The organism is Dyella lutea (genome assembly GCF_024158035.1).
Taxonomy (GTDB): Bacteria; Pseudomonadota; Gammaproteobacteria; order Xanthomonadales; family Rhodanobacteraceae; genus Dyella_A; species Dyella_A lutea.
Window position 1 is genome coordinate 681,954 of the sequence record NZ_JAMZEK010000003.1, and the last position, 24,321, is coordinate 706,274.

Annotated in this window: 14 protein-coding genes, 1 tRNA gene and 1 other RNA gene; 10 read left to right on the forward strand and 6 right to left on the reverse strand. The window is 66.7% G+C overall.

Annotated elements, in window-relative coordinates; all coding sequences use genetic code 11:
- The first annotated feature begins 8 nt into the window (after positions 1 to 8).
- From ssrA to NC595_RS15515, 3 genes are all read left to right on the forward strand, one after another.
- Positions 9 to 360: a transfer-messenger RNA gene (gene ssrA / locus NC595_RS15505) on the forward strand.
- A 104-nt stretch (positions 361 to 464) separates the two neighbouring features.
- A complete protein-coding gene (locus tag NC595_RS15510; RefSeq protein ID WP_253567938.1) occupies positions 465 to 1,340 on the forward strand; it encodes a DMT family transporter in 876 nt (291 codons plus the stop codon).
- A 42-nt stretch (positions 1,341 to 1,382) separates the two neighbouring features.
- Positions 1,383 to 2,261: an aldo/keto reductase gene (locus tag NC595_RS15515; RefSeq protein WP_253567940.1), complete on the forward strand. Its 879-nt coding sequence runs from the start codon at positions 1,383 to 1,385 to the stop codon at positions 2,259 to 2,261.
- Positions 2,262 to 2,318: 57 nt separating this feature from the next.
- On the opposite strand, the gene NC595_RS15520 is transcribed toward NC595_RS15515, so the two are convergent.
- The 4 genes from NC595_RS15520 to NC595_RS15535 all read right to left on the reverse strand — a co-directional run bounded on the left by NC595_RS15520 (position 2,319) and on the right by NC595_RS15535 (position 9,432).
- On the reverse strand, positions 2,319 to 2,570 hold the full coding sequence (locus NC595_RS15520; RefSeq protein ID WP_253567942.1) for a hypothetical protein: 252 nt from the start codon (positions 2,568 to 2,570) through the stop codon (positions 2,319 to 2,321).
- 90 nt (positions 2,571 to 2,660) lie between these two features.
- Entirely contained in the window at positions 2,661 to 3,590 is a 930-nt protein-coding gene (locus NC595_RS15525; RefSeq protein ID WP_063674354.1) for a 5'-nucleotidase, read from the reverse strand.
- A gap of 39 nt (positions 3,591 to 3,629) precedes the next feature.
- Positions 3,630 to 4,391, reverse strand: a complete 762-nt coding sequence (locus tag NC595_RS15530) for an NAD kinase (protein ID WP_253567944.1) — start codon at positions 4,389 to 4,391, stop codon at positions 3,630 to 3,632.
- Positions 4,392 to 4,509: 118 nt separating this feature from the next.
- Entirely contained in the window at positions 4,510 to 9,432 is a 4,923-nt protein-coding gene (locus tag NC595_RS15535; protein ID WP_253567946.1) for an NAD-glutamate dehydrogenase, read from the reverse strand.
- A 533-nt stretch (positions 9,433 to 9,965) separates the two neighbouring features.
- Here NC595_RS15535 and NC595_RS15540 point away from each other — a divergent pair.
- Positions 9,966 to 11,150, forward strand: coding sequence for an efflux RND transporter periplasmic adaptor subunit (locus NC595_RS15540; RefSeq protein ID WP_253567948.1), 1,185 nt, complete (start codon positions 9,966 to 9,968; stop codon positions 11,148 to 11,150).
- Between the two features lie 12 nt (positions 11,151 to 11,162).
- Positions 11,163 to 14,345 carry a multidrug efflux RND transporter permease subunit gene (locus NC595_RS15545; RefSeq protein WP_253567950.1) on the forward strand — a complete coding sequence of 1,061 codons (3,183 nt, stop codon included), beginning with the start codon at positions 11,163 to 11,165 and terminating at the stop codon, positions 14,343 to 14,345.
- 184 nt (positions 14,346 to 14,529) lie between these two features.
- Here the strand turns inward: NC595_RS15545 and NC595_RS15550 are convergent, their stop codons facing one another.
- On the reverse strand, positions 14,530 to 15,690 hold the full coding sequence (locus NC595_RS15550) for an acyl-CoA dehydrogenase family protein (RefSeq protein ID WP_253567952.1): 1,161 nt from the start codon (positions 15,688 to 15,690) through the stop codon (positions 14,530 to 14,532).
- Between the two features lie 178 nt (positions 15,691 to 15,868).
- Between NC595_RS15550 and NC595_RS15555 the strand changes: the two genes are divergently transcribed.
- The 3 genes from NC595_RS15555 (at position 15,869) to metH (ending at position 21,180) form a co-directional block, all read left to right on the forward strand.
- Positions 15,869 to 16,795 carry an ArsR/SmtB family transcription factor gene (locus NC595_RS15555; RefSeq protein ID WP_253567954.1) on the forward strand — a complete coding sequence of 309 codons (927 nt, stop codon included), beginning with the start codon at positions 15,869 to 15,871 and terminating at the stop codon, positions 16,793 to 16,795.
- A 19-nt stretch (positions 16,796 to 16,814) separates the two neighbouring features.
- Positions 16,815 to 17,894 (forward strand): homocysteine S-methyltransferase family protein, encoded by a 1,080-nt coding sequence (locus NC595_RS15560; protein ID WP_253567957.1) that lies wholly within the window; start codon positions 16,815 to 16,817, stop codon positions 17,892 to 17,894.
- A 334-nt stretch (positions 17,895 to 18,228) separates the two neighbouring features.
- The gene (gene metH / locus NC595_RS15565; protein WP_256489235.1) at positions 18,229 to 21,180 is read left to right on the forward strand and encodes a methionine synthase; all 2,952 of its coding nucleotides are present in this window, start codon (positions 18,229 to 18,231) and stop codon (positions 21,178 to 21,180) included.
- Positions 21,181 to 21,310: 130 nt separating this feature from the next.
- Here metH and NC595_RS15570 read toward each other — a convergent pair whose 3' ends face one another.
- Positions 21,311 to 21,652, reverse strand: a complete 342-nt coding sequence (locus NC595_RS15570; RefSeq protein ID WP_253567961.1) for a lipid-A-disaccharide synthase N-terminal domain-containing protein — start codon at positions 21,650 to 21,652, stop codon at positions 21,311 to 21,313.
- A gap of 131 nt (positions 21,653 to 21,783) precedes the next feature.
- Between NC595_RS15570 and NC595_RS15575 the strand changes: the two genes are divergently transcribed.
- Both NC595_RS15575 and NC595_RS15580 read left to right on the forward strand, forming a co-directional pair.
- Positions 21,784 to 21,858, forward strand: a tRNA-Val gene (locus NC595_RS15575).
- Positions 21,859 to 22,119: 261 nt separating this feature from the next.
- A complete protein-coding gene (locus tag NC595_RS15580) occupies positions 22,120 to 24,318 on the forward strand; it encodes a sensor domain-containing diguanylate cyclase (protein ID WP_253567963.1) in 2,199 nt (732 codons plus the stop codon).
- The last annotated feature ends 3 nt before the right edge of the window (positions 24,319 to 24,321 follow it).

Genomic DNA, 24,321 nt, shown 5'->3' on the forward strand with positions numbered 1-24,321 from the left:
GTTTCCCCGGGGGTGTTCTGGCTTCGACGGGGGTAGTGAGATGGCCTGGTGCATGCCGAGGGGGCAGCTTTCCTCGTAAATCCAGCCGCAAACTTATAGTTGCCAACGACGACAACTACGCTCTGGCCGCTTAAGGCCTAGCCCCGAACCCACTTGTGCTCGTGCTCGTGGATGTAGGGTCATCATCACGGGATCGCCCGAAGCCGCCGCCTGTCGGCCAGGGTCAAATCAAGCAGGCTGGTCCTTCGATGCGCTTCGCACATCGTGCTGTCGTGGGACGAGATCCAACGGTGAGCTAAGCATGTAGTACTGGGCGTTGAGCGCCTTCGGACGCGGGTTCGACTCCCGCCACCTCCACCATTACCGACCCGCCTGGCCTCGTCCGGCGGGTTTTTTCTTGTCCTGCGTCCTACCGGCAAGTCGACATGGGACAATGCGGCTCCTTCCCGTCGCCCTCCCCGTTCATGCGCCAAGGCGTCATCCTCGGCTTTGCCTGTTACGCGGCCTATGCGATCAGCGACGCCTGCGTGAAATCCCTCCGCGGAGCGATCCCGGCCTACGAGGTAGTGTTCGTCGGCGCCCTGCTCTGTCTCGGTGCCGTGCCCTTCATTCGCGCGCCGGGCGACCGGTTGCGCGACCTGTTCGTCGCTAGGCGTCCCGGAGTCTGGTGGATACGCGCGATCACAGGTGCGGTCTGCAATATCAGCGCGGTGATCGCCTTCACCCTGCTACCGATGGCGGAGACCTTCGCGCTGATCTTCCTGATGCCGATCTTCGTCACGCTGCTGTCGGTGCTGTTCCTCCGGGAACACGTCGGCTGGCGCCGCTGGACCGCCGTCGTGGTCGGCTTCATCGGAGTTCTCGTGGTGCTTCGCCCCGGCTTCCGCCAGCTGGGCATCGGTCACTTCGCCGCAATTACCTGCGGGCTGTCCGGGGCGGTCTCGATGGTCGCCATGCGCCTGGCCGGGCAGCACGAGAAGCGCATCAGCCTCTACGGCGCCGGCGTGGTTGGACCGCTGCTGGTCGGCGGTATCTTCATGCTCCCGCACATGGTCTGGCCCGATCCCTCGGCCTGGATGAAGCTGCTTGGCTACGGCCTGATGCAGGGCATCGCCGGCGTGCTGCTGATGCTGGCCACGCTGCTCACGCCGGCCAACCGGATCGCACCGACCCAGTACAGCCAGATGCTTTGGGCGATCGGCTTCGGCTACTGGCTGTTCGGCGATCGGCTCGACTGGCCCATGCTGGTGGGCATCGTGCTGATCCTCGGCGCCGGCCTGTTCACGCTCGTGCGCGAGGAACAGGTCACCCGCTGGTGGCGTCGCCAGCCCCTGCCCTGACGCCCATCCAAGACGCATGCCCTTTCGCCCACGGACCCCCCGATGCCACCAAACCTGCCCCCTCTGTCTCCGATCATTGCCGGCCTCTGGCGCATTGCGGACTGGAAACAGGACGTTGCCCAGCGCGTGCGCTGGATCGAGCAGGTGCTCGACCTGGGAGTGACATCGTTCGACCTGGCGGATATCTACGGCGACTACCGGGCCGAAGGCCTGTTCGGTGAGGCACTGGAGGCAGCCCCGGTGCTGCGCCATCGGATGCAGCTCATCACCAAATGCGGCATCCGGCTACGTTCCGCTGACCGGCCATATCGAGTCAATCACTACGACACCTCAGCTGCTTATGTCCGCAGCCAGGTGGAACGATCGCTGGCCCAGCTCCGGACCGAACAACTGGATCTGGTGCTGATCCATCGCCCGGACTACCTGATGGATGCTGCCGCCCTGGCCGACACCTTCCGGACACTCACCCGGGAAGGCAAGGTGGCCCACTGGGGCGTCTCCAATCACAGCGCCAGCCAGTTCGACCTGCTGAATCGCCATCATCCCCTGGTCACCAACCAGCTTGAGCTCTCGCCGCTGGCTCTGCATGCACTCGACGACGGCACGCTCGATCAGGCGCAGGCACTGGACTGTCGGCCGATGATCTGGTCGCCCCTCGCCGGCGGCAGGCTGTTCTCCGGGCAAGACGAACGTGCCGTCCGGCTCAGAGGCGAGATGAGTGCCATCGCCAGACGCCTCGACACCAGCATCGCCACCCTGGCCTATGCCTGGATCCTGCGTCATCCCTCGCGGCCTCATCCGATTACCGGCAGCGGGCGCATCGACGGGATCCGGGAGGCGCTCGATGCGCTCGAGCTGCGCCTGGACAGAGAGGACTGGTATGCGATCTGGACGGCCAGCCAGGGGCACGCGGTCCCCTGAGATCGAAAGAGCGCGGGGCGCCATGCGCCCCGCGAAGCCAGCGCAGAATGCGCTGTTTCAGGCCTTTCCGGGTTTGTTCGCCCGATCAGCGACCGGTTGCACACCCGTCTGCGTAGCGGACATGGGTGGGCAACAGGCGTAGGTGTGTGTCTGGCAGTAGTTGGGCGACTGGCCGCTGTCCAGGCAGTCCTGATAGGTCATGATGCAGGGGTGGCACACGACGATCACGGTCTGTGCCGCTGCACTGCCTATACCGGCGACGGCCAGCAGCAGGAGTGCGGAAACGAGCAAGCGATAACGTGGCTTCATGGTGATTCCTCCTTGAGCCGCCACCCTGGCGGCAGCCCACCATAGAGCAAACGCGCCACGCCATCACCGACCCCATGGCCGGCAGGCGACTCAGCGGTTGCTCACCCCGTGCGGCACGTGCCCGGTGGCTACGTGGCGGCGTGCCGATTCCACGTTGGCCGGCGAATCGTCGAAGAAGATGTCGGCACCGAACGCATCCAGGAACGGTCCCTTGTCGCGGCCGCCCAGGAACAGCGCCTCGTCGATGCGCACGCCCCACTTACGCAGGGTCAGGATCACCCGTTTGTGCGCCGGCGCCGAACGCGCGGTGACCAGCGCGGTACGGATCGGCGAATTCTCGGCCGGAAACGCCGCCTGCAGGCGATGGACCGCCGTGAGGAACCCACGGAACGGACCGACCGAGAGCGGCTCGGCCGCATTCTCGTGCTCGCTGCGATGGAAGGCGGCCAACCCTTCCTCCCGCGAGACCCGCTCGCCCTCGTCGCCGAAGATCACCGCATCGCCGTCGAAGGCGATCCGCAATTGCTCGCTGGCACGCGGCGGCGCCGTGCTGGGCAGGATCGTCGCTGCCGCGACCCCCGCCGCCAGCGCGCGGCCAACGTCCTCGGCGTTGGCGGACAGGAACAGGTCGGCCTTGAACGGGGCCACGTAATCGGATGTCGGCGCACCGCTGGTGAAAGCGGCGCGGCTGATCTCCAGCCCATAGTGCTGGATCGCATTGAAGATGCGCAGACCGGTGTCGCCGGAATTGCGCGACAGCAGGATCACCTCGACCGGCGGCACGTCCCCGGCAAGCCGGTTCAGTCCCAGTAGTTTCTGCACCAGCGGAAACGCCACGCCCGGCCGGAGGATCTCTTCCTCGTGCTCGATCTGGAACTGGCGGTAGGCATCCAGTCCATCGCGCTCGAACAGACTGTGGCTGTCGCCGAGATCGAACAACGCGCGGGAAGAGATCGCCACGACCAACCGGTTGTCCTGGCTGGCGGCCGGATCGTGGGCATCGGGAAAGTGCACGGTCATGTCGTGCAATCTAGCGCATCCGGCCGATGCCGGTGTCGCTCAGTCGAGCGCGAACTGCTCGTCCAGGATGCGCTGCTCGAGGTTGTGCTCCGGATCGAACAGCAGGCGAACCCCCTGGTCGCGCGCCTGCCGGATCGACACCTCGCGCACGTGCCGCACCTCGTGAAAATCGGCCGTCGCACTCACCGGGCGCTTGCCCGGGTCGAGCACGCGCAGACCGACTTCAGTCAGATGCGGGAGGATCGCGCCACGCCAGCGGCGCGGACGGAACGGGCTGATCGGCGTCAACGCCAGCACATTGGCGTCCAGCGGCAGAATCGGGCCATGGGCCGACAGGTTGTAGGCGGTGGAACCGGCCGGCGTGGACACGAGGAGGCCGTCGCAGATGAGGTTGGACAGCTTTACCGTGCCGTTGAGCTTCACTTCCAGGTGCGCCGCCTGGTTGCTCTGGCGAAGCAGCGAGACCTCATTGAAGGCGATCGCCGTGGCCTCGACGCCATCGGCATCGGTGGTGTGCATTTCCAGCGGATGGAGCGTCGCCGCGTGAGCCTGGGTAATTCGCCCGGGCAGATCCTCGAGCCGGTGCTTGTTCATCAGGAAGCCGACCCGGCCCAGCTTCATACCGTAGACCGGCACCTGCCCGTCACGGTGGGCATGCAGGGTGCGGAGCATGAAACCATCGCCGCCGAGTGCCACGATCACTTCGGCCTCCGCCGGCGGCACGTCGCCGTACTGGGCCACCAGCTTGCGGCGTGCCTGCTGGGCGACCGGTGTATCGCTGGCGACGAAGGCAAAGCGCATGACGTATCCGCGGGCGATGGCAACCCTTCGAGCTTACAGGAGCGCCGCGCCGTCGGGCGACGGCGCGGCGCGTCCATGGACGATCACAGCCGCCCTCCATGCAGGAGGGCGGACGTGGTCAGACGACCGGCACCTGGGCCAGCTGCGCCAAGCGACGAACGGCGACCGAGGCGATCGGATAGTCCGCGTTCTGCGCGAGGATCTCCGCCAGCATGGCTCGGGTGTACTTGAGCGTCGCATCGTCACGCTCGAGCCAGGCCTGCACGGGCGTGCGGTCGGTCCGGTCGCCGCAGAGGGTGAGCACCTGCAGCGCCAGTGCCCGGTGCTGGTGATTGAGCTCGTCCAGCAGCGAACCGCGGGCCTGCGCGTGCCAGGCACCCTCCACCGGCAGCGCTTCGATCTGGTCGCGCAGCCATTCCAGGTCGAGCGCCTCGCCCAGTTCGTAGAACACGGTAGCCACGCGGGCGATCGGCGCGCCGCTCTGCTGGGCCACCTCGACCATGTCGAGCGCGGCGCGAAGCTCGGAAAGCCTGGCCAGACGCACGGCGAGATCACCCGGCAGGCCAAGCCCCTCCCACTTCTCCTGGCTGGACTCGAAATCGCCGCGACCGGTGTCGGTGAGCGCACCGGGCAACGCCTTGCGCAGTTCGCTGACCTGACTCTGGTAGCGCTCGACGTTGGCAGCGATATCCAACGTGCCACCGGGACGGTTGAGCAGCCAGCGCGTCATGTGCCGCAGCAGGTTCCAGATCTGCAGGATCGCGTCGATCTGGGTGTTCTCGGCCACCTTGCTGTCCAACGCCTCGATCTCCGCCCACAGCTCGCGGGCATCCAGGATTTCGCGGGCGGCGGTATAGGCCTTGGCGATCGCCGCCGGGCCCTGGCCGGTGTCTTCCTGCATGCGCATCATGAAGGTGGCGCCCATGCGGTTGATCGTCGAGTTGGTCACCGCGGTGGCGATGATCTCGCGCTTCAGGCGATGGCGCTGCATGTGCTCGGCGTACTTGCCATGCAGCGGCTCGGGGAAGTAGCGGACCAGCTCCTTGGAGAGGTACGGGTCCTCCGGCACGTCGGACTCGAGCAGCTGCTGGTACAGCTTGATCTTGTCGTAGGACAGCAGCACCGACAGCTCCGGCCGGGTCAGGCCCTGGCCGCGGGTCTTGCGTTCGGTCAGCTCGGCGTCGCTGGGCAGATTCTCCACCTGGCGGTCGAGCAGACCCTCGCCCTCCAGCGTACGGATGAAGTGCGCCATCGAGCCGATGCGCTTGATCGACTGGTGCTCCATCACCGTGATCGCCTGGTTCTGGCGGTAGTTGTCCCACAGCACCAGTCGGCCGACCTCGTCGGTCATCACGCGCAGCTGTTCGTTGCGCGCCTCCTCGGTGAGCTCACCGCGCTGCATGGCGTCGCCGAGCAGGATCTTGATGTTCACCTCGTGGTCGGAGGTGTCCACGCCGGCGGAGTTGTCGATGAAGTCGGTGTTGAGCAGCACGCCGTGCTGGGCGGCCTCGATGCGCCCCTTCTGGGTCATGCCCAGATTGCCGCCCTCGCCCACCACTTTGCAGCGCAGCTCCGCGCCATTCACACGGAGCGCGTTGTTGGCGCGGTCGCCGACCTCGGCGTGCGTCTCGCTGGTCGCCTTGACATAAGTGCCGATGCCGCCGTTCCACAGCAGGTCGACCGGCGCCTTGAGGATCGCGCTGAGCAGTTCGGTCGGCGACAGCTGGGCGACGTCACCCTTGATGCCGAGCACCGCACGCACTTCGGGCGAGATCGGGATCGACTTGGCGCTGCGCGGATACACGCCACCGCCGGCGGAGATCAGCGACTTGTCGTAGTCCTCCCAGCTCGAGCGAGGCAGCTTGAACATGCGCTCGCGCTCGACGAACGAACGTTCCACGTCCGGATTCGGGTCGAGGAAGACATGGCGGTGATCGAACGCCGCCACCAGCCGGATGTGGCGCGACAGCAGCATGCCGTTGCCGAACACGTCGCCGGACATGTCGCCGATGCCCACACAGGTGAAGTCCTGCGTCTGCGAGTCGCGACCCAGCGCGCGGAAGTGCCGCTTCACCGACTCCCACGCGCCCTTGGCGGTGATGCCCATCGCCTTGTGGTCGTAGCCGTTGGAGCCGCCGGAGGCGAACGCGTCGCCCAGCCAGAAGCCGTGCGCCACCGAGATCGCGTTGGCGATGTCGGAAAACGTCGCCGTACCCTTGTCGGCGGCCACCACCAGGTACGGGTCGTCCTGGTCGTGACGCACCACGTCGTGCGGCGGCACCACCTTGCCCTCGACCAGGTTGTCGGTGATGTCGAGCAGGCCGGCGATGAACAGCCGGTAGCAGGCGATGCCCTCGGCCAGCTGCGCGTCGCGATCGCCGCCCTCGGGCGGATTCTTGACGTAGAAGCCGCCCTTCGAGCCGACCGGCACGATGACGGTGTTCTTCACCATCTGCGCCTTCACCAGGCCCAGCACTTCGGTGCGGAAATCCTCGCGGCGGTCGGACCAGCGCAGGCCACCGCGCGCCACCGGGCCGAAGCGCAGGTGCACGCCCTCCACCCGCGGCGAGTACACGAAGATTTCGCGGTACGGCACCGGCTTGGGCGCGTCCGGCACGCGGTGCGAGTCGAACTTGAAGCTGATGTACGGGCGATGCTTGCCGTCCCACAGCTGGAAGTAGCTGGTACGCAGCGTGGCTCCCATCACGTCGAGATAGCTCTTGACGATGCGCTCGTCATCCAGGCTCGCCACGTCGTCGAGCAGCGTGCGCAGCGCCTCGGTCAGCACCTGCACCTGCTCGGCGCGGGGCTTGGCCAGGCAGGCGACCATGCCATCGACCAGCTCCGGCCGCGCGTTGCGCGTGGCCTCGGGGATCAGCGCCAGCATCTCGCGACGAAGGTCTTCGCCGGCGCGAACCCGCTCGTCGGCCGAGAGCGATTCGCGGCGCGGATCGAACTTGGCATGGAACAGCTCGATCAGCACCCCGGCGATCGCCGGGTAGCGGTTGAGCGTGGCTTCCATGTAGGTCTGCGAGAACGCGATGCCGACCTGCTGGAGGTACTTGCAGTAGCCGCGCAGCACCGCGATCTGACGCCAGTCGGCCTGGGCGAACAGCACCAGGTTGTTGAAGCCGTCGCTCTCGGCGTGGCCGCGCCACAGTGCCTCGAATGCGCGCTCGAAGCGGTCGCGCACGTGCTCCAGCTCGAAGCTCAGCGGCTGCTTGGGCTTGACCTCGAAGTCGTGGATGGTGAGCGGGCGCTCCTGGCCCTCCAGGCTGTAGACATGCTCGGCCAGCATGCGCACGCCCATGTTCTCCAGCATCGGCAGCGCCTCGGAGAGCGGGATCGGCTCGCCCGCATGGATCACCTTGAAGCGCAGCGACCCGTCCGCATGGCGATACAGCGACATGCGGATGGCATCGTCGTCCTCGAGGCTAGCCAGCGCCTCGATGTCGGCCGCAGCCACGGCCGGCGCGACCTCGTCGATGTAACCGGGCGGCATGGCGCGAGCGTAGCGATTGGCCAGCACCACGCCTCGCTGCGGACCGAGCCGGCCGACCAGCGAGTCGCGCACCTCGTCCTGCCAGTTGCGCACGATACCGGCCACGCCCTCTTCCAGCGCGTGCAGGTCGTAGGACACCTGCTCGCCCACGCGGGGACGCACCACCACGTGCAGGCGCGCCAGCGCGGAGTCGCCCAGCAGCACGGTCGAATCCAGCTCCAGGCCATGCAGCGCCTCGCGCAGCAGTGCCTCGATGCGTTCGCGCACCGTGGTGTTGAAGCGTTCGCGCGGCACGAACACCATGCAGGTGAAGAAGCGCCCGTAGCGGTCGCGACGCACGAAGAGCTGGGTTCGCGCGCGCTGGCGCAGCTCCAGGATGCCGGAAACCGCCTGGTACAGCTCGTCCTCGTTTGACTGGAACAGCTCGTCACGCGGCAGCGTCTCCAGGATGTGGCGCAGTGACTTGCCCGAATGCGAATCGCGCTTCAACCCGGAACGGGTGAGCACCGCCTCGACCTTGTTGCGCACCACCGGCACGTCCTGCGGACGGGCCATGTAGGCATTGGACGAGAACATGCCGAGGAAGCGCTGCTCGGCGATCGGCTCGCCGTTGGCATCGAAGCGCAACACGCCGACATAGTCCATGTGGCCCGGACGATGCACCTGTGAACGGGCATTGGTCTTGGTCAGGATCACCGGCTCGATCGAACCGGCGGTGGCGCCGTGGGCCCCGAGCGAGGCCACCGAACGCGGTGCCAGCGAGCGCTCCGTGCCGGACAGGATGCCCAGCCCCGAGCCCTCGACCGACTGCAGCACTTCGCCGCCCTCGCCCTGCCGAACCTCGTATTCGCGGTAGCCAAGGAAGGTGAAGTTGTCGTCGGCCAGCCAGCGCAGGAACTCCGCCGACTCGGTCGTCGCGGCGACATCGCGCGTGTTCGGTCGGACCGGCAGCTCGGCGGCAATGGCACGGGCCTTGTCCCGCATCGCCTCCCAGTCACGGACAGCCAGCCGGACGTCATCCAGCGCGGACTCGATCCGGGCCTTCAACTCGGCCTGTGGCTCGCCGTCGGCGAGCCGGTCGATCTCGAAATGCATCACCGATTCGGGTTGACCCTGATCGCCGCCGATGGACTGCAGGGCGCCTGCGGCATCCCGTGCGACCCTGACCACCGGGTGGATCACCGTATGGATGGGACCATCCGCCGACAGGATCATGCTGACGGTATCAACCAGGAACGGCATGTCGTCGGTCACCACCTCCACGACGCTGCGGCCGTCATGACCGAGCGCGGGATTGGTCACTCGCACCGATGCCCGGCCGGGCTCGCGCCGGGCGATGAATCCGAGCAGATCGAGCACCAGTTCGGCCCACTGCGCCGGGGTATGCAGCGACTCGTCGCCAGAGGCCAGTCGCGCGAAGAAGGCGCGGATAAAAAATTGCGCCTCCTGGAGGCGCTGGACGGGCAAATCCTTTTTGCTTGTTTCGTCGATGACAGCTGCTGCGAGGGACTCATTCACGGCCGCGCGAATCGCATTCATGGCTTCTACTGTTCAGTGGATGCAGAGGGGGAACAAAAAGCCTGCGAAGGATACGCTTCGCGTTTCGTCGAATCCACCGCGCAACGCCGCGTGTCGCCATGCCCGGGCGCATGGAAAGCTGCCGGGCGATCACGCTGCAGCGCAATAGAAAACGTCTTCACCTCGAAGCATGCGCGCCGATGCTCCGACCCTGGCAGCACGCCCGGTTTCATGCCCGGGATGATTCGTCGTGACGCGATGTCACTGCATCGGCCGCCGGCGCCGGATCGCATTCACAAATCCGCCTCTGCCACAAGTGCGTAAAGGGCCCAGCCAAGCTGAATCAACGGGCGAGACAAATTTTGTACTGCTGGGTATATTGGCGTTTTGATGTTCGCGCCAAGCACTGCTCCGCGACTCGCGGACGATCGGCAAGGCGACGGCGCCCCTCCCCGCCGGACCCCAATGCCGCTGCGAACCTTCCCCGCCACGGGTTCGCAGCCAGGCCATGTTGCGGCACCGAATAAACCTGACAACGCGATCATGGAGTTTTCATGAACCCCTCTTCACTGCGCGCACCCCTGTTGTGCCTTGGCCTGCTGGCATTGGCTGCATGCGGAGGCAAGGACAGGAATGCCCAGCCGGCACCGCCGCCGCCCCAGGTTGGCGTCGTCACCGTCGCGCCGACGAACCAGCCCCTGAGCAAGGACCTTGTCGGCCGCCTGTCGCCCTATCGCAGCGCCGATGTGCGCGCGCGCGTCGCGGGAGTTCTGGTCAAGCGCGTCTACGCGGAAGGTTCCGACGTGAAGAAGGGCCAACTGCTGTTCCAGATCGATCCCGCACCGCTCAAGGCCGCGCTCGATGCCAGCCTGGCGAACCTGGCCCAGGCACGCGCCTCCTACACCAACGCCAAGGTGGCCGCCGATCGCGTGCGCGAGCTGGCACCTAAGGGTTACGTCTCCAAGTCCGACCTGGACAATGCGCTGGCGGCCGAGCGCACCGCTGCAGCCAGCGTGCAACAGGCCCAGGCGAACGTGCAGACCGCTCGCATCAACCTGGGCTACGCCAATGTCCGGTCGCCGATCGACGGCCGTGCCGGCAAGCAGCAGGTGACCGAGGGCGCCCTGGTCGGCCAGGGCGACGCGACGCTGCTGACCACGGTGGACCAGATCGATCCGCTGTACGTGAACTTCAGCCTCAGCACCGCGGAGCTTGACCAGATGCGCCGCTCCCAGGCCAATGGCAGCGTGACCCTCGCCGCCACCGACAAGGCGACCGTCGAGGTCGCGCTGCCCGACGGCAGCCGCTACGACCATCCCGGCACTGTGGACTTTTCCGACACCACGGTGAACCCGGCCACCGGCTCGGTCGACCTGCGCGCAACGGTGCCCAACCCCGGCCATGTGCTGCTGCCGGGGATGTACGTGACCCTGAAGGCCCGCCTGGGCGAACAGCACAAGGTGTTCCTCGTGCCGCAACCCGCGCTGCAGCGCGACACCGTCGGCGCCTACGTCATGGTGGTCGGCAAGGACGGCAAGGTGGCGCGCAAGGACGTCACCGCCGACCAGGCCATCGGCAGCAACTGGTTGGTGACCGACGGGCTGGCAGCGAATGACAAGGTCATCGTTTCCGGCCTGCAGAAGGTCAAGGACGGAGCGCCCGCGACGGCCGAGCCCTGGACGCCCGGACCGTCCGGCTCCGCCTCGGCTTCAAGCCGGTCGGCGGCCCGCGGCAAGTAACGGAGCGCATCCATGCCCAGCTTTTTCATCGATCGCCCGATCTTCGCCTGGGTGGTGGCCATCCTGATTACCCTGGGTGGCACGCTGGCGGTGCTCAACATGGGCATCGAGTCCTACCCGAACATTGCCCCGCCGCAGGTGACGGTGAACGCGTCCTACCCGGGCGCCAGCGCCGACACCACGGAGAAAACGGTAACCCAGGTCATCGAACAGCAGCTGACCGGCATCGACCACCTGCTCTATTTCAGCTCGTCGTCCAGCGCCAACGGCTCTTCGTCGGTCACCCTGACCTTCGAAACCGGCACCGATCCCGACATCGCCCAGGTGCAGGTGCAGAACAAGGTCTCGCTGGCCACGCCGCGACTGCCTTCGGAAGTCACCCAGCAGGGCGTGGTGGTGGCCAAGGCCAACCCGGACTTCCTGATGTTCGTGGCGCTGACCTCGAGCAACCCGACCATCGACGGCGCCAAGCTCAACGACATCGTTGCCTCGCAGGTGCTTGACCAGATCTCGCGCATCTCCGGTGTCGGCAACATCCGCCAGATCGGTTCCGAATACGCGATGCGGATCTGGCTCAATCCCGACAAGCTCCACGGATATGGCCTGTCGGCCTCCCAGGTGCTGGCGGCGATCCGCGCGCAGAACGTGCAGTTCGCGGCCGGCTCGCTGGGCGCGGATCCGGCCCCGTCGGGACAGGGCTTCAGTGCCACCGTGTCAGCCGAAGGCCGCTTCTCGACGCCCAAGCAGTTCGGCGACATCATCCTGCGCGCCAACGGCGACGGCACCGCAGTGCGCCTGCGTGACGTGGCGCGCATCGCCTTCGGCCCCCAGAACTACGGCTTCCACGCCCAGTACAACGGCCAGGAGGCCGGCGCCTTCGGCGTGCAGCTGCTGCCCGGTGCCAACGCGCTGGACGTCGCCACCGCGGTGCGCGCGAAGATGACCGAGCTGGCCAAGAGCTTCCCGCCCGGCGTGACCTGGTCGGTTCCCTACGACAGCACCCCATTCGTGCGCATCTCCATCAAGGAGGTAATGCACACGCTGGTCGAGGCGATGGTGCTGGTGTTCCTGGTGATGCTGGTGTTCCTGCAGAACATCCGCGCCACGATCATCCCTACCCTGGTGATCCCGGTGGCGCTGCTGGGCACCTTCATCGGCCTGCTGCCGCTGGGCTTCACGGTCAACCAGCTCACCCTGTTCGGCATGGTGCTGGCGATCGGCATCGTGGTGGACGACGCGATCGTGGTGATCGAGAACGTCGAGCGCATCATGACCGAGGAAGGCCTGTCACCGAAGGAAGCCACGCGCAAGGCGATGGGCCAGATCACCGGCGCAATCGTGGCGATCACGGTGGTGCTGGCGGCGGTGTTCGTGCCTTCGGCGCTGCAGCCGGGTGCCTCGGGCGTGATCTACAAGCAGTTCGCGCTCACCATTGCCGTGTCGATGGGCTTCTCGGCTTTCCTCGCGCTGTCGTTCACACCGGCGTTGTGCGCGAGCATCCTCAGGCCGGAGCACGAGCACAAGAAGAACATCGTCTACCGCAGCTTCAACCGCATCTTCGACCGCGTCACCCGCACTTACAGCGGGCACATCCATGGCGCGGTCAACCATGCTCCGCGGTGGATGGCGGTGTTCGCGGTGATCGTCGTGCTGTGCGGCGTGCTCTTCAACCGCATGCCCACCAGCTTCGTGCCCAGCGAGGACCAGGGCGTGGCGCTGGCGATCGTTTCGCTGCCGCCTGGAGCGACGGTCTCGCGCACCGAGCACGTGATGAAGGAGATCCGCGCCGTCCTGCTCAAGAATCCGGCAGTGGAGGGGATGTTCCAGGTGTCCGGCTTCAGCTTCGTCGGCGCCGGCGAGAACACCGGCATGACCTTCGTGCACCTGAAGGACTGGTCCGAACGCAAGGAAACCGCCGACCAGTTCATCGCCGAATCCAACCGTGCGCTGAGCAGCATCCGCGATGCGCAGATCTTCATGGTGAACCTGCCGACCATCCGCGGTCTCAGCCAGTTTGGCGGGATCGACATGTGGCTGCAGGCTCGCGCAGGACAGACCCGTACGGAGCTCACCCAGGCGCGAAACACCCTGCTCGCCAAGGCCGCGCAGGATGAGAAGCTCACCGGTATCCGTCCGCAGGCGCTGGAGGACGCCCCGGCCCTGCAGCTGCACGTGGACCGCACCCAGGCGCAGTCACTGGGTCTGTCGGTCAGCGACATCTACACCGCGATCCAGCTGACCCTGGCCCCGGTCTACGTCAACGACTTCGCCTATGGCGGGCGCGTAAAGCGCGTGCTGATGCAGGCCGACCAGCCCTATCGCATGGGGCCGGATGCGCTGCAGCACATCTATACGCCGAGCACGCAGACCAATGCCGACGGCACGCCGCAGATGATCCCGATTTCCAACGTGGTCGACGCCCAGTGGCACATGGCCTCGCCCGCGCTGGCCCGCTACAACGGGTACTCGGCGGTGGAGATCGTGGGCAATCCGGCACAGGGCTATTCCACCGGCCAGGCCATGGCCGAGATGGAGAAGATCGTCAACGACGACCTGCCCAAGGGCTTCGGCTACGACTGGACCGGGCAGTCCTACCAGGAGATCCTCTCCGGCAATGCCGCCACGTTGCTGATGGTGCTGTCGGTGGTGATCGTGTTCCTGTGCCTGGCCGCGCTCTACGAGAGCTGGTCGATCCCGGTATCCGTGCTGCTGGTGGTACCGCTGGGCCTGCTCGGTGCCGTGGTGTTCTCGATGGCGCGAGGCCTGCCGAACGACATCTACTTCAAGATCGGCATGATCACGGTGATCGGCCTGGCAGCGAAGAACGCGATCCTGATCGTCGAGTTCGCGGTGGAGCAGCAGGCTGCCGGCAAGCCGTTGCGTGAGGCGGTGATCGAGGCAGCCCGCCTGCGCCTGCGCCCGATCCTGATGACCTCGCTGGCCTTCATCCTCGGCGTGCTGCCGCTGGCCGTTTCCACCGGTGCCGGCGCCAACTCGCGCCACGCGATCGGTACCGGGGTGATCGGTGGCATGACGTTCGCCACCTTCCTCGGCCTGCTGCTGATCCCTGTGTTCTACGTCACGGTCCGGCGCCTGCTGGGTGACCGGCTGGATCACCACCACGACGACAGCACGTCGTCGTCCGGGCATGGCGGGATGCAGCCGTTCGACTCGGATCCGCGACGCGGGGCGTAGAGCGAGGAGTGAGTGAAGAGAAGTGAGAAGTGAGAGGTGACGCCCTCGCGTGCCTCAGCTCATTGCCTTGCTCCATCAAATGCGTCGATAAAAAAGCCCCGGCATTTGCCGGGGCTTTTTTTCGTGAAGGTCAGCGAAGTGGCCTTTACTCACTTCTCACTCCTCTTCACTCACTCCTCGCTTTTCAGCGCAGCCCCGTCTCGTTGCGGGCGATCACGATGCGCTGGATTTCACTGGTGCCCTCGTAGATCTCGGTGATCTTGGCGTCGCGGAAATAGCGCTCCAGCGGCAGTTCCTTGGAATAGCCCATGCCGCCATGGATCTGCACCGCCTGGTGGGTGATCCACATCGCCGCCTCGGAGGCCACCAGCTTGGCCACCGACGCCTCGGTGCCGAAGCGGCCGCCATTCTTCTCCGCCTCGCCCTTGGCCCACGCAGCACGCAGGGTGAGCAGGGTGGCCGCGTCCAGCTTGCACTTCATGTCGGCGATCTTGGCCTGGGTCATCTGGAAGGTGCCGATCGGGTGGCCGAACGCCTTGCGGTCGCGCGACCACTGCAGCGTGGCCTCGTACGCGGCCCGGGCGATGCCCACGGCCTGCGAGGCGATACCGATCCGGCCGGCATCGAGCACGCCCATGGCAATGGAGAAGCCCTTGCCGACCTCACCCAGCACGTCGTCCTTCGAGCAAACGTACTCATTGAGCTCGATCTCGCAGGTGGCCGAGGCGCGGATACCCAGCTTCGGCTCGGTCTTGCCGGCGTGGAAGCCCGGCTTTTGCGTATCGATGATGAAGGCCGACACGCCCTTGGCGCCGATGCCCGGCGTGGTGATGGCGAACAGCACGATGTAGCGGGCCACCGGGCCGGAGGTGATCCAGCTCTTCTTGCCGTTGATCACCCAGTCGCCGTTCTCGTTCCTGGTGGCGCGAGTGTGCATGGCCGAGGCGTCGGAGCCGGACTGCGGCTCGGTCAGCGCGTAGGCGCCGATCGCCTCGCCCTGGGCGATCGCGCGCACGTACTTCTGCTTCTGCTCCTCGCTGCCGTGCTTGAGGATGCCGTTGCAGAACAGCGAGTTGTTCACCGACATCACGGTGGAGGTGGCCGCGTCGGCCGCGGCGATCTCGATCATCGCCAGCACGTAGGCCACCGGGTCCATGCCCGCGCCACCGTACTCCTCGGGCACTTCGATGCCCATCAGGCCGAGCTGGCCCATCTCGCGGATGTTGTCCAGCGGGAACTCGCCCCTCGCGTCGAGCTCGGCTGCCACGGGGGCGATGCGCTTGAGCGCGAAATCGCGGGCGATCGCCTGGATCGACAGCTGGTCTTCGGTAAAACGGAAATCCATGAACTACTCCAGGTCGTGACTTAGCCGCCCATTCTAACGTGGCCCCAAATGACGCCCTGTGCGGATGCAGCAGAGCAGTGAGGGACACTACCCAGGCGCCGCCGCTCTTACGGGCCTTGACGCACCTCGGATGCCGCCCTAGCCTTATAAATCTTTTTATCGCGATAAAAGGATGATCATGGATCTGGCGACCGCCTCCAGTGTGCTGCGCCTGTTGGCGGACCCGACCCGGGTGCGCTTGCTGGCGCTGCTGGAGAGCGAAGAGCTGACCGTGGCCGAGCTGGCCGCGGTGCTGCATCTGGCGCAGCCACGGGTCTCCACCCACCTGGCCAAGCTGAAAGAGGCCAACCTGGTGCGTGACCGCCGCGCCGGCGTATCGGCCTACTACCGGGCCAATGCCGAAGGCGACGAGCATCAGCACCAGTTGGTGAAGTCGCTCCGCGAGAGCATCGACGACGCCCTGCTGCGCGAGGACGCTGCCCGGGTCCCCGGCGTACTGGCCCAGCGCGCCCGCGAGGCCGGCTGGGCCGATACGGTCGCCGGCGACATGGAACGCCACTACTCGCCCGGCCGCACCTGGGAAACCCTGGCCCGCTCGCTGCTGCAGTTGCTGGAAACCGGTGACGTGCTGGACATTGCCTCCGGCGACGGCATCACCGCCGAACTGCTGGCGCCGCACGCGCGCTCGATCGTCTGCATCGACTCCAGCGAGCGCGTGGTCGAAGCCGCGGCCCGTCGCCTGCAGGCGTTCTCCAACGTGGAGGTGCGTCAGGGCGACATGCAGGCACTGGACCTGGGCGAGCGGCGCTTCGACCTGGTGCTGATGCTGCACGCGCTCACCTACGCCGCCGAACCGGCCGTAGCCGTGTCCGAAGCGGCCCGCGTGCTGCGCCCCGGCGGCCGCCTGCTGGCGGTCACGCTGGGCGAGCACGACCACCGCGCCGCGGTGGAGCCGTTCGACCACATCAATCTCGGCTTCTCGCTCAAGCAACTCGGCGGTTTTGCCGCGGCCGCGGGACTGGACGTGGTGAGCGCCAATCGCCTCAGCCGCGAGCGCAAGGCCCCGCATTTCGAAGTCATCAGCCTGCTGGCGCGCAAGCCGTAGGCCATCGAGGAACATGCCCATGACCACCCTGCCCTGGCTCCATCCTGAGCGCGTCGCCAAGCTCCAGGCGGCGCTTCGCGAGCGCATCCTGATCCTCGACGGCGGCATGGGCACCATGCTGCAGGGTCACCAGCTCGACGAGACGGCCTTCCGTGGCGAGCGCTTCGCTGGCGGCCACGACAGCACGCATGCGCACGATCACCCCGGTGCCTGCGACCTGAAGGGCAACAACGACCTGCTCACGCTGACCCAACCGGACATCATTCGCGGCGTGCACACGGCCTACCTGGAGGCCGGCGCGGACCTGGTGGAAACCAACACCTTCAACTCCACCCGCATCAGCCAAGCCGACTACCACCTCGAACACCTCGCCTACGAGCTCAATCGTGCCGGCGCCGCGCTGGCCCGCGCGGCCTGCGACGCGATGGAGGCAAAGACGCCGCACAAGCCGCGCTTCGTCATCGGCGTGCTCGGCCCCACCAGCCGCACCGCCTCGCTGTCGCCGGACGTCAACGATCCGGGCTTTCGCAACGTGAGCTTCGACGAGCTGGCGGCCAACTACACCGAATCGGCCCGCGGCCTGATCGACGGCGACGCCGACCTGATCATGGTCGAGACGATCTTCGACACGCTCAACGCCAAGGCCGCGCTGTTCGCGCTGGCCGAGCTGTTCCGCGAGCGCGGTGGGCGCTTGCCGGTGATGATCTCCGGCACCATCACCGACCGCTCCGGCCGCACGCTCTCGGGGCAGACCGCCGAGGCGTTCTATTACTCGGTGCAGCACGCGCGTCCGCTGTCGGTGGGGCTGAACTGCGCGCTCGGCGCGGCCGACCTGCGCCCGCACATCCAGACCCTGGCGCGCGTCGCCGACGGCTACGTCAGCACGCACCCGAACGCCGGCCTGCCCAATGCGTTCGGCGAATACGACGAGACGCCCGAGCAGATGGCCAGCGCGATCCGCGGCTTTGCGCGGGACGGCCTGCTCAACCTGGTCGGCGGCTGCTGCGGCACCACGCCGGCGCACATCAGTGCGATTGCGGAGGCGGTGAAGGACTGCGCGCCGCGTGCACTGCCGTCGCTGGACGAGGCTGCGGCGTGAGTTGCGAGTTGCCGCAACGCTGGAGCCTTCCCCTGCACGGGAGAGAGGCAGCGACGGCCCGCGACGCCACACGCTTTAGCCCTCTCCCCCGAGCCCCGCTGGGGGGAGAGAGCCTGCCCTCGACTCGATCGGGGGGGTGGGTGAGGGGGAAGCTTTTGGCTTTCCCCTTCAATCAGGCATCAGAGCTCCCCCCTCACCCCGGCCCTCTCCCCCGACAAAGCAAGGAGAGAGGGAGCAATGCGCCGAGGCACCACGCGCTTGAGCCCTCTCCCCCGAGCTTCGCTCGGGGGAGAGGGTTGGGTGAGGGGGAAGCTTTTGGCTGTGCACGTCAGCGATGCATCAGGCCCCCCCTCACCCCAACCCTCTCCCCCGGCTACGCCAGGGGAGAGGGAACAAAGAGCCCAGACGCCGCGCGCTTGAGCTCTATCCCTTGCCTCCCGCTCGGAAGAAAGAGCGTGCACTCGACTCGGTCGGGCGACTGGAAGACGAGGCGGCTTTTGGCTTTCCCCTTCGCCCAGGCATCAGAGCGCCCCCTCACCCCACCCCTCTCCCCCGGCGAAGCCAGGGGAGAGGGAGCAATACCTGCCGGCCTTCTTATTCGATGAACACTCCCCGCTACACCCGCCTGTCTGGCCTCGAACCTCTGGTCATCACGCCGGACCTGCTGTTCGTCAACGTCGGCGAGCGCACCAACGTCACCGGCTCGGCGCAGTTCCGCAAGCTGATCAAGGAAGACCGCTACGCCGAGGCGATTGAAGTCGCACGCCAGCAGGTGGAGAACGGCGCGCAGATCATCGACGTCAACATGGACGAGGGCCTGATCGACTCCGAGGCGGCGATGACGCGCTTCCTCAACCTGATCGCCGCCGAGCCGGACATCGCCCGCGTGCCGGTGATGGTCGATTCCTCCAAGTGGACGGTGATCGAGGCGGGCCTGCGCTGCCTGCAGGGCAAGGGCATCGTCAATTCCATCTCGATGAAGGAAGGCGAGGCGGCCTTTCTGGAGCAGGCGCGCAAGGTGCAGCAGTACGGCGCCGCGGTGGTGGTGATGGCATTCGACGAAGTCGGCCAGGCCGATACCTGCGCGCGCAAGGTGGAGATCTGCTCGCGCGCCTACGCGCTGCTCACCGAGAAGCTCGACTTCCCGCCGGAAGACATCATCTTCGACCCCAACATCTTCGCCATCGCCACCGGCATCGAGGAGCACAACAACTACGCGGTGGACTTCATCGAGGCGACCCGCGAGCTGAAGAAACGTTTTCCGCTCAGCCACGTCTCCGGCGGCGTGTCCAACGTGTCGTTCTCGTTCCGCGGCAACAACACCGTGCGCGAGGCGATCCATTCGGTATTCCTGTACCACGCGATCCAGGCCGGCATGGACATGGGCATCGTCAACGCCGGCGCGCTGATGATCTACGACGACATCCCCGAGGAACTGCGCGAGCGCGTCGAGGACGTGGTGCTCAACCGCCGCGCCGATGCCACCGAACGGCTGCTGGAGATCGCCGAACGCTTCAAGTCCAAGAAGGGCGAGGCGGTGGTCGAGACGCTCGCCTGGCGCGAAAAGCCGGTGCGCGAGCGTCTCAGCCACGCGCTGGTGCATGGCATCGACCAGTTCGTAGTGGAGGACACCGAGGAGGCGCGCCAGCTCTCGCCCCGTCCGCTGGACGTGATCGAAGGCCCGTTGATGGACGGCATGAACGTGGTCGGCGACCTGTTCGGCGCCGGCAAGATGTTCCTGCCGCAGGTGGTCAAATCCGCCCGCGTGATGAAGAAGGCGGTCGCCCACCTCATTCCGTTCATCGAGGAAGAAAAGCTGCGCACCGGCGACGCCGGCAAGAACAACGGCACCATCGTGATGGCCACGGTGAAGGGCGACGTGCACGACATCGGCAAGAACATCGTCGGCGTGGTGCTCCGCTGCAACAACTTCGAGGTGATCGACCTGGGCGTGATGGTGCCGGCGCAGAAGATTCTCGACGCCGCGCGCGAGCACCACGCCGACATCATCGGGCTGTCCGGGCTTATCACGCCCTCGCTGGAAGAAATGAGCCAGGTGGCGCGCGAGATGCAGCGCCAGGAGTTCCAGATCCCGCTGCTGATTGGCGGCGCCACCACCTCGCGCGCGCACACCGCGCTGAAGATCGACCCGCACTACAAGGCGCCCACCGTGTGGGTGAAGGACGCCTCGCGCGCGGTCGGCGTGGCGCAGTCGCTGCTCAGCAAGGAGCTGGTGGACGCGTTCATGGACAAGGTGCGCGCTGAGTACGCCGACGTGCGCGAACGCCATCGCAACCGCGGCCCGGGCAAGCAACTGGTGTCGCTGGAGAAGGCGCGCGGCCAGCGCTTCAGCTGCGACTGGTACGCCTACCAGCCGGCCCAGCCGAAGCAGCCCGGACTGCACGTGTTCGAGAATTACGACCTCGCCGAACTGCGCCAGTACATCGACTGGACACCGTTCTTCAACGCCTGGGAACTGGCCGGCCGCTACCCCGCCATCCTCACCGACGAGATCGTCGGCAGTCAGGCCAGCGAGCTGTTCGCCGACGCGCAGAAGATGCTGGACACGCTGATCGCCGAAAAGTGGCTGACCGCCCGCGGCGTGATCGGCTTCTGGCCGGCGGCGAGCGTCGGCGACGACATCGTCCTCGAAGGCAGCGCGAAGGGCGCGACGCTGCACCACCTGCGCCAACAGGCGGACAAGCCGGCCGAGCGTCCCGACTTCTGCCTGAGCGACTTCATCGCGCCGAAGGACAGCGACAAGCCCGACTGGATCGGCGGCTTTGCGGTCACCGCCGGCATCGGCATCGAGCAGCACGTGGCCCGCTTCGAGGCGGCGCACGACGACTACTCGGCGATCCTGCTCAAGGCACTGGCCGACCGCCTGGCCGAAGCGTTCGCCGAACGCATGCACGAGCGCGTGCGCCGCGAGTTCTGGGGCTACGCACCCGACGAGGCGCTGGACAACGACACCCTGATTGCGGAGGGCTACCGCGGCATCCGCCCCGCCCCCGGCTACCCCGCCTGCCCCGACCACACCGAAAAGGCCACGCTGTTCGCCCTGCTCGACGCGCCGGCGAACGCCGGCATGAACCTTACCGAGGGCTTCGCGATGACCCCGGCTGCGGCGGTGTCCGGCTGGTACTTCGCGCACCCGGACAGCCAATACTTCGTGGTCGGCCGGATCACCCGCGAGCAGGTCGACGACTATGCCCGGCGCAAGGGCTGGACGCGCGAGGAGGCCGAACGCTGGCTGGCGCCGATCCTGGACTACGACCCGGAGTAAGGCTCGCAGAAGCGCACCCTGTGCGCGACGACCGGCCTCCCCCCGACCCGGTCGCGCACAGGGTGCGCTCCGACCTGCCGGGGGGATCCACGGCCGGGGGGCGTCGATTGGGCCAGGGAGTCTCCGGGGCTCAACCGGTCGCGTCGCCGGTCAGGCTGTTCTTCTGGTGACGCAAGTGGACCACCAGGTTGTAGACCGAGACGAACACCGGGAAGAAGTTGGAGAGGATGCCCACCGAATCGTTCTTGCCGAGGATGAAGTAGGCCAGCAGCAGCGTGCTGCCCATCACCGACAGCCACCAGAACGCCAGCGGCATCACCACGCGCTTGTGCTTGCGGGTGTAGTAGAGCTGCACGAACCAGCGACTGGTGAACATCAACGTGCCGGCGTAACCGACCATCTTCCAGGGCGTCAGTTCGAAGCGATGCAAGGCGTCCAGGATGTGCTGGAAGTGGTGCGCGAAGGTGTCCATGAGGGTGTCGCCAGGGAGACAAGCCGGGGATTGTAGCAACCGGCCGACGCCTTCCTCGCCGAACCCTGGCGCGGCGATTAAGGAAGTATTGACCGAAGCCGGGACACCCCGTATATTTGCGCGCTCCCGGCGGGCGGTTAGCTCAGCGGTAGAGCACTGCCTTCACACGGCAGGTGTCACAAGTTCGATCCTTGTACCGCCCACCAACGAATCGACGAAAGCGGGTCCGGCATGCCGGACCCGCTTTCGTATGGCCGCCCTCCGATACCGGCCAGGTGATCGCCGGCACAGCTGCGCCAGCCGCTCTGACGCTAGGCTTCGACTGAAGACGGAACTTCTCCCGCCTCCCCGCATCGTTTGCGGACCCGAAGAGATGTTCGATGCTTCCGACCAGCCAGTCCCGCGACGAACCGGAATGCCCAGCCCTGCTCTGCCGCCTCGGGCAGCCCGGGCACATCGATGACCCCGTGCTCGACAGGATCACGCGCACGGCCGCGCGGTTGTTCGCCGTTCCCGTGGCTATGGTGCAGCTGATCCATGGCGACCGCCGATGGTCGCTCTCCCGATCCGGTGCGGACTGGCAGGAAGCCATGGAAGGGCTGCCATTCTGCACCCACACCATCGGGCAGGACGAACCCATGGTGGTTGGCGACGCAGCCGGCGACATCCGCTTCCACGACCATGCTCTGGTGACTGGCCCACCGTACATCCGCTTCTATGCGGGCCGCTCGCTGCGCTCGCGCCGGGGCGACATATTGGGCACGCTCTGCGTGATCGACCGGGCACCGCGCGAGTCCGGCGACGTCGACCGGGCCGCGCTCGGCGACCTGGCGGACATGGTGCAGGACCACCTGTGGAGCCTGGAGGCCGCCGAGAAGACCCACGCGATGCAAGTCTCGCTGGAACGCAGCGAGACCCTGCTGTCAAGGACTGCCTCACATGCCGCGGTGGGCATCGCGGTGGCGTCCACGGATGGCCGCTGGCTGGAGATGAACCAGCGCTTCTGCGACATCCTCGGCCATTCGCGCGACGAACTGCTGGGCGCCCATGTGGCCGACTTCGCTCACCCCGATGACCGTGAGCGCGGGCTGGCAATGGCTCGCCAGGTGCTGCAAGGCGATACCGAGGCGCTGGACATGGAACTGCGTTTCCTGCGCGCCGATGGCAGTTGCTCGTGGACCCAGGTCGGCGCATCGGTGCTGCGCGACCGCGAAGGCCACCCGGAGAACCTCGTCGTCGTCCTCACCGACATCCATGTGCGCAAGACCGTCGAGCACGATCTGGCGACCCTGCGGCACGCCCTCGAGCAACGCGTCGCCGAGCGCACGGCGGAATTGCACCTCACGGTGGTACGCCTGCAGGGCGAGATCGCCGCGCGCGCGTCCACCCAACAGGCGCTGATCGAGGAAAAGGAGCGTTTCGAGACCACCCTTCAGCTCGCCTCGGATGCCTTCGTGGAGGTCGATGCGGACGATCGCATCGTGTCCTGGAACCGCTCGGCGGAGCTGATCTTCGGCTGGTCGCGCGATGAGGCGATCGGGCGCTCGCTGGCCGACACCATCGTCCCCGCGTCGATGAGGGAGCGCCACCTGAAGGCATTCGAAAGCTTCATGGCCGGCCTGCCCGACACGGGCCACCTGGTCGGCCGACACCTGGAATTGAGCGGCGTGCGGCGCGATGGCGAGGAGTTCCCGCTGGAACTCACGCTGGGAGCAACCCGGATCGGCGGCCGCATGGTAGCCAACGCCTTCCTGCAGGACATCAGCCGTCGCAAGGCGGATGAACTGGCGTTGCGCAGCAGCGCAGAGCGGCTGCGTACCATCACCGACAACGCACCGGCGATGATCGCCTACATCGACCGGGACCTGCGCTATCGCTTCCACAACCGCGCCTATACCGACTGGTTCGACATCGCGCCGGACGGCTTGCTGGGCATCCGGGTGCCCGAGTTCTGGGGCGAGGCAACCTGTGCGCAGCTGCAGCCGGTGATCGAACGCGTGCTGGCTGGCCATCGCGCCACGGCCGAGTATTCGCTGCCCGGGCGGACGGGCCCGATGTGGTTCTACGCCACGCTGGTGCCGCACGTGGTGGAGGACGGGACCGTCGCGGGCTTCTACCTGCTCGCCCAGGATGTCACCGAGCGCAAGCTTCTGTACGAACGCATCGAGCACGAAGCTTCGCACGACGCACTCACCGGCCTGCCCAACCGCCGCGCATTGATGCAGCGGCTGCAGCAGGCGATGAACCGCGTTCGTCGGCATGACCGGGCGGTGGCCGTGCTGTTCATGGACCTGGACAATTTCAAGCCGATGAACGACACGCTCGGGCACGAGTTCGGCGACGCCGTGCTGCGTCATTTCGGCGAAACCATCCGTGGCTCGGTGCGCGACTCGGACTTCGTGGCCCGGCTCGCCGGCGACGAGTTCGTGGTGGTGATCGAGGACCTCGAGCCGGTCCGCGATCACGCCGAACGACTCGGTCGGGCGCTGCTGGCGCGGCTGGCCACGGAGCGGGAGATCCAGGGCGTTGCCGTGCGCCTGGCCGCCAGCGTCGGCGTGGCGGTGCACGACGGCCAGGACGAGGAGACACCGCAGGAGCTCCTGCGCCGCGCCGACGCGGCGATGTACCGGGCGAAGGCCGCCGGCAGGCAACGGCTGGCTTTCTGATCC

Coding starts and splice junctions, on each gene's coding strand:
- NC595_RS15555 (WP_253567954.1), top strand. CDS start 15,869: ATGGATCTGGCGACCGCCTCCAGTGTGCTGCGCCTGTTGGCGGACCCG.
- NC595_RS15545 (WP_253567950.1), top strand. CDS start 11,163: ATGCCCAGCTTTTTCATCGATCGCCCGATCTTCGCCTGGGTGGTGGCC.
- NC595_RS15525 (WP_063674354.1), bottom strand. CDS start 3,590: ATGACCGTGCACTTTCCCGATGCCCACGATCCGGCCGCCAGCCAGGAC.
- NC595_RS15550 (WP_253567952.1), bottom strand. CDS start 15,690: ATGGATTTCCGTTTTACCGAAGACCAGCTGTCGATCCAGGCGATCGCC.
- NC595_RS15570 (WP_253567961.1), bottom strand. CDS start 21,652: ATGGACACCTTCGCGCACCACTTCCAGCACATCCTGGACGCCTTGCAT.
- NC595_RS15530 (WP_253567944.1), bottom strand. CDS start 4,391: ATGCGCTTTGCCTTCGTCGCCAGCGATACACCGGTCGCCCAGCAGGCA.
- NC595_RS15515 (WP_253567940.1), top strand. CDS start 1,383: ATGCCACCAAACCTGCCCCCTCTGTCTCCGATCATTGCCGGCCTCTGG.
- NC595_RS15520 (WP_253567942.1), bottom strand. CDS start 2,570: ATGAAGCCACGTTATCGCTTGCTCGTTTCCGCACTCCTGCTGCTGGCC.
- NC595_RS15535 (WP_253567946.1), bottom strand. CDS start 9,432: ATGAATGCGATTCGCGCGGCCGTGAATGAGTCCCTCGCAGCAGCTGTC.
- NC595_RS15540 (WP_253567948.1), top strand. CDS start 9,966: ATGAACCCCTCTTCACTGCGCGCACCCCTGTTGTGCCTTGGCCTGCTG.
- NC595_RS15510 (WP_253567938.1), top strand. CDS start 465: ATGCGCCAAGGCGTCATCCTCGGCTTTGCCTGTTACGCGGCCTATGCG.
- NC595_RS15560 (WP_253567957.1), top strand. CDS start 16,815: ATGACCACCCTGCCCTGGCTCCATCCTGAGCGCGTCGCCAAGCTCCAG.
- metH (WP_256489235.1), top strand. CDS start 18,229: ATGCATCAGGCCCCCCCTCACCCCAACCCTCTCCCCCGGCTACGCCAG.